The sequence below is a fragment of the Bradyrhizobium sp. LTSP857 genome (assembly GCF_000938285.1).
In the GTDB taxonomy this organism is placed as follows: Bacteria; Pseudomonadota; Alphaproteobacteria; order Rhizobiales; family Xanthobacteraceae; genus Bradyrhizobium.
Genome location: NZ_JYMS01000036.1, coordinates 1 through 5,079, shown reverse-complemented (window position 1 = coordinate 5,079; position 5,079 = coordinate 1). Strand labels below are relative to the sequence as shown.

Annotated in this window: 5 protein-coding genes; all 5 read left to right on the top strand. The window is 61.8% G+C overall.

Features of this window, described 5'->3' with window-relative positions:
• Positions 1–52 precede the first annotated feature (52 nt).
• The 5 genes from UP06_RS23485 to UP06_RS23465 all read left to right on the top strand — a co-directional run bounded on the left by UP06_RS23485 (position 53) and on the right by UP06_RS23465 (position 5,049).
• Positions 53–1,051, top strand: a complete 999-nt coding sequence (locus UP06_RS23485; RefSeq protein WP_044999899.1) for an IS5 family transposase — start codon at positions 53–55, stop codon at positions 1,049–1,051.
• A gap of 405 nt (positions 1,052–1,456) precedes the next feature.
• On the top strand, positions 1,457–2,302 hold the full coding sequence (locus UP06_RS23480; protein WP_045006042.1) for a CmcJ/NvfI family oxidoreductase: 846 nt from the start codon (positions 1,457–1,459) through the stop codon (positions 2,300–2,302).
• A 102-nt stretch (positions 2,303–2,404) separates the two neighbouring features.
• Positions 2,405–2,719: a septal ring lytic transglycosylase RlpA family protein gene (locus tag UP06_RS23475; RefSeq protein WP_045006041.1), complete on the top strand. Its 315-nt coding sequence runs from the start codon at positions 2,405–2,407 to the stop codon at positions 2,717–2,719.
• A 48-nt stretch (positions 2,720–2,767) separates the two neighbouring features.
• A complete protein-coding gene (locus UP06_RS23470) occupies positions 2,768–3,937 on the top strand; it encodes a Gfo/Idh/MocA family protein (protein ID WP_045006040.1) in 1,170 nt (389 codons plus the stop codon).
• Positions 3,938–4,050: 113 nt separating this feature from the next.
• Positions 4,051–5,049, top strand: coding sequence for an IS5 family transposase (locus tag UP06_RS23465; RefSeq protein ID WP_044999899.1), 999 nt, complete (start codon positions 4,051–4,053; stop codon positions 5,047–5,049).
• Positions 5,050–5,079 lie beyond the last annotated feature (30 nt).

Genomic DNA, 5,079 nt, shown 5'->3' with positions numbered 1-5,079 from the left:
AATCGGCTGCACGTGATTCTTTGAATCATGGCTGATTCTAGCGAGGGGAGCCATGGTTGAGCGCAATGTCGGTCAGATGAGCTTGGCGGATGGCCTGGTTCGGGCACCGCGAAGCAGCATCCTGGATGAGGTGGAGGCTGTTGTGGATTGGGCGCCGCTGCGCTCGCTGCTTGGCAAGCGGGGCGGCGATGGTGCCGGCAACAGCAGCTATCCGGCGGAAGTCTTGCTTCGCTGCTTGCTCGCCGGGATCTGGCACAATCTGTCTGATCCCGCGCTGGAAGCGGCCATTGCAGACCGGTTGTCGTTCCGCCGCTTTGTTGGTCTGAGCCTGCACGATCAGACCCCGGATCACACGACATTGTGGCGGTTTCGGCAGGAACTCGCCAAGGACGGTCTGATCGAGAAGATCTTCACTGAGATCAATCGGCAGTTGGAGGCCAAGAAGCTGATCCTCAAGCAGGGAACGCTGGTCGACGCCTCGTTAATCGCGGCACGAGCCACTCCGCCCCGCAAGGCACGCAAGGATGGCGAGGATACGCCACCCAAACCATCTGCGGATCGCGATGCTCGCTGGGGCCGGAAAGGCAAAAAGAGCGTGTTCGGCTATAAAATCCACACGGGCGTGGATGCAGGTCACACCCTCATTCGTCGCGTCCATGTGACGGACGCCTCAATCACCGATACCGAGCCAGCGGATCGTCTGTTCTGCGGCGATGAGGCCGCGGTCTATGGCGATCAGGCCTACTACACGCATGCCCGGCACGCGCGTCTTAAAGAAGCTGGCATCAAGGACCGCCTGATGCATCGGCCCAACAAGCATCATCCCGAACTGCCGCCGCGGCAGAAGCTGCGCAACAAACTAATCGCCAAGGTGCGCGCCGCCGTCGAGCGTCCGTACGCCGTGTTCAAGGAGCATTATGGTCTCCGGCGGATGCGCTTCTTCAACTTCGAGCGCAATCAGGTGCACATCGTGCTGGCCTGCTGCGCCTACAACCTACGGCGTGCGGCCGGCGCATTGGCCGCACAACGCCAGGAGTCCGTCTCCGCATGAAAAAACAGAGGACAACAGGGGATGAAATGAGCAAAATGCCGCTCACTGTAGCGGGCTGACATCAAAAAAGCCCGCGACGCACCTCAAGCGCCCGCTCGCCCCTCTGTGCAAAGCCCTCCTTGCGGGAGAGGGTGGCTCGCCGCATAGCGGCGAGACGGGTGAGGGGCCTCTCTCCGCGTCCACCTCTCACGATTGAGTTCGCGGATAGAGACCCCTCATCCGGCGCTTCGCGCCACCTTCTCCCACAAGGGGAGAAGGGAAGCCACGCGCGCAAAGCCGCCCTCGACAGTTTCTTTCTGCATTTGTCGCTCCCAACGACACCCCCATTGCTATTTGCACCACCACCCTTGCAGCACGCTCCATCCCGACAAAAGTCAGACAGACGACCACATCGGGAGACCGGCCATGGGCCTGCAAGAAACAAAAATCGAATCGCTTCCCTTCGTCACTGCTGAACTCAACTATCTCGCGCCGGTTTCCGGCAAGCCGCGCACCTACGCCTTCGACCCGCCGCCGGGCGAGCCGAAAAGCACATCGTTGCCGGAGCCGCATCAGGTCCCGATCTTCGACGCGCGGCTGATCGCGAACAATATCTCGCTCGATCGCGAGGGCTTTGCGCTGGTGCGCCATCCGAACCGGGTGAAGGACTTCTACAACGACGAGGAAATCAGGACGGTCTACTATCCCGCCGTCGAAGCCTTTCTTCGCGCGACGCTGAAGGCGGACCGCGTCGTCATCTTCGACCACACCGTGCGCAGGCGCGTCGATGGCGCCGCCGACATTCGCGACGGCGGTCCGCGCCAGCCCGCGACGCGCGTCCATGTCGACCAGACCGCGCTCTCGGGCGCCAACCGCGTGCGAGAGCATGTGCCTGATGAAGCCGACGAGCTGCAGAAGGGCCGCGTGCAGGTGATCAATCTCTGGCGCCCGATCCGCGGTCCCTTGCGCGATTCACCACTCGCGATGGTCGACGGCACCACGGTCGCGCCCGACGATCTCGTCGCTTCCGACCTGATCTATCCTAACCGTCGTGGCGAGACCTATTCGGTGAAATACAATCCGAACCATCGCTGGTTCTATTTCCCGGAGATGACGGCGGACGAAGCACTGCTGCTCAAGTGCTATGATTCTGCAACCGACGGCCGCACGCGTTTCGGGCCGCACACAGCCTTCATCGATCCGACCACGCCGGCCGATGCGGCGCCGCGCGAAAGCATCGAAGTGCGCACGCTCGTCTTTCACAAACAGTAACAATGTGTGATGGCACTGCCGGGCATCGCCCGGCAGTTCCCGGAACTTCAGGGAACAAAGCGACGTTTGCAACGCGGGGCAGGGCCAACCGGGAGCGGTGCCGTGCGAGCGTTGACTATTTTATTGCTTTGTTTGACGACCTCATCTCTCGCTCTCATTTCAATTGCGCATGCCGAGAGCGGGCTTGCTTCATATTACGGATACGGAAAAGCCGCGAAAGGCGGCGAGCTGACCTGCGCCCATCGGACGCGCCCGTTTGGGAGCGTGCTGAAGGTGTCCTATGGTGGCCACTCGATTCAATGCCGCGTCAATGATCGCGGCCCCTTCATCCGCGGCCGCATCGTCGATCTCTCCGTGCCTGCCGCCCGCGCGCTCGGCATGATGAGTGCGGGCGTGGTCCGCGTGTCGGTGGAATAGGCCCGCAAGCGCGCTATAGTGCCGCCCAAACAAGGGGTGAGGGGCGCTATGGCAAGGATCAGGGTCGGGCTCGTCGGCTGCGGCTTCGTGTCGGAGCTGCATATGTATGCGTTCCGGCGCGTCTATGGCGTGGACGTCGAGGTCGCGGCGGTGGCGGCGCGCGGCGACCATGTCGAGGAATTCGCCCAGCGCCATCAAATCCCGCGCGTCTATCGCAGTTTTTCCGAACTGAACGCGGACGCTGATATCGGCGTCATCGACATCTGCACGCCGCCCAACCTTCATGCCGGAATGATCGTAGCCAGCATGCAGGCCGGCAAGCATGTCATCTGTGAAAAGCCGTTCGCCGGCTATTTCGGCCGGGAGGGCGACCAGCAGCCGATCGGCAAGCACGTGCCGAAGGCGGTGATGTATGAGCGCGTGCTGGAGGAGATGGGCGCGACCCGTGCCGCGATCGAGCGCACTGGCAAGCTGTTCATGTATGCGGAAGACTGGATCTACGCGCCCGCGGTCACCAAGACCGCGGAGATCATCAAAGCAACGAAGGACAAAATCCTGTTCATGAAAGGCGAGGAGAGCCATTCCGGCTCGCACGCCGCGCATGCGGCGCAATGGGCGATGACAGGCGGCGGCTCGCTGATCCGGATGGGCTGCCATCCGCTGTCCGCCGTGCTCTATCTCAAGCAAGTCGAGGCCCGCGCGCGTGGCGAGACCATCAAGGTCGCCAGCGTTACGGGCGATGTCGGCAACGTCACGGCTAACCTCAAGCCCGAGGAGCGCACTTACATCAAGGCCAATCCGGTAGATGTCGAGGACTGGGGCACGCTGACCGCGACGTTCTCCGATGGCACCAAGGCGACCGTATTCTCCGGCGACATGATCATGGGCGGCGTGCGCAATCTGATCGAGACCTACACCTCAGGCGGTTCGTTGTTCGCCAACATCACCCCGAACACGCATCTGATGAGCTACCAGACCTCTGAGGAGAAGCTCGCGAGCGTCTACATCACCGAAAAGGTCGATCGCAAAACCGGCTGGCAATATGTCTGTCTCGAGGAGGAATGGACCCGCGGCTACCTCCAGGAGATCCAGGATTTCATGGAATGCGTGGCCACGGGACGACAGCCGCTATCGGATCTCGCGCTGGCCTACGAGACGATCAAGGTGAACTATGCGGGGTACTGGGCGGCGGAGGAGGGGCGGCGGGTGGTGTTGTAGGGTGCGATGAACTAGCCGCACGCATGCTGCCCACCCTTCTCCCCCTGCGGGGGCTTTGCACAATCGGCTGCACGTGATTCTTTGAATCATGGCTGATTCTAGCGAGGGGAGCCATGGTTGAGCGCAATGTCGGTCAGATGAGCTTGGCGGATGGCCTGGTTCGGGCACCGCGAAGCAGCATCCTGGATGAGGTGGAGGCTGTTGTGGATTGGGCGCCGCTGCGCTCGCTGCTTGGCAAGCGGGGCGGCGATGGTGCCGGCAACAGCAGCTATCCGGCGGAAGTCTTGCTTCGCTGCTTGCTCGCCGGGATCTGGCACAATCTGTCTGATCCCGCGCTGGAAGCGGCCATTGCAGACCGGTTGTCGTTCCGCCGCTTTGTTGGTCTGAGCCTGCACGATCAGACCCCGGATCACACGACATTGTGGCGGTTTCGGCAGGAACTCGCCAAGGACGGTCTGATCGAGAAGATCTTCACTGAGATCAATCGGCAGTTGGAGGCCAAGAAGCTGATCCTCAAGCAGGGAACGCTGGTCGACGCCTCGTTAATCGCGGCACGAGCCACTCCGCCCCGCAAGGCACGCAAGGATGGCGAGGATACGCCACCCAAACCATCTGCGGATCGCGATGCTCGCTGGGGCCGGAAAGGCAAAAAGAGCGTGTTCGGCTATAAAATCCACACGGGCGTGGATGCAGGTCACACCCTCATTCGTCGCGTCCATGTGACGGACGCCTCAATCACCGATACCGAGCCAGCGGATCGTCTGTTCTGCGGCGATGAGGCCGCGGTCTATGGCGATCAGGCCTACTACACGCATGCCCGGCACGCGCGTCTTAAAGAAGCTGGCATCAAGGACCGCCTGATGCATCGGCCCAACAAGCATCATCCCGAACTGCCGCCGCGGCAGAAGCTGCGCAACAAACTAATCGCCAAGGTGCGCGCCGCCGTCGAGCGTCCGTACGCCGTGTTCAAGGAGCATTATGGTCTCCGGCGGATGCGCTTCTTCAACTTCGAGCGCAATCAGGTGCACATCGTGCTGGCCTGCTGCGCCTACAACCTACGGCGTGCGGCCGGCGCATTGGCCGCACAACGCCAGGAGTCCGTCTCCGCATGAAAAAACAGAGGACAACAGGGGATGAAATGA

Coding starts and splice junctions, on each gene's coding strand:
- UP06_RS23485 (WP_044999899.1), top strand. CDS start 53: ATGGTTGAGCGCAATGTCGGTCAGATGAGCTTGGCGGATGGCCTGGTT.
- UP06_RS23480 (WP_045006042.1), top strand. CDS start 1,457: ATGGGCCTGCAAGAAACAAAAATCGAATCGCTTCCCTTCGTCACTGCT.
- UP06_RS23470 (WP_045006040.1), top strand. CDS start 2,768: ATGGCAAGGATCAGGGTCGGGCTCGTCGGCTGCGGCTTCGTGTCGGAG.
- UP06_RS23465 (WP_044999899.1), top strand. CDS start 4,051: ATGGTTGAGCGCAATGTCGGTCAGATGAGCTTGGCGGATGGCCTGGTT.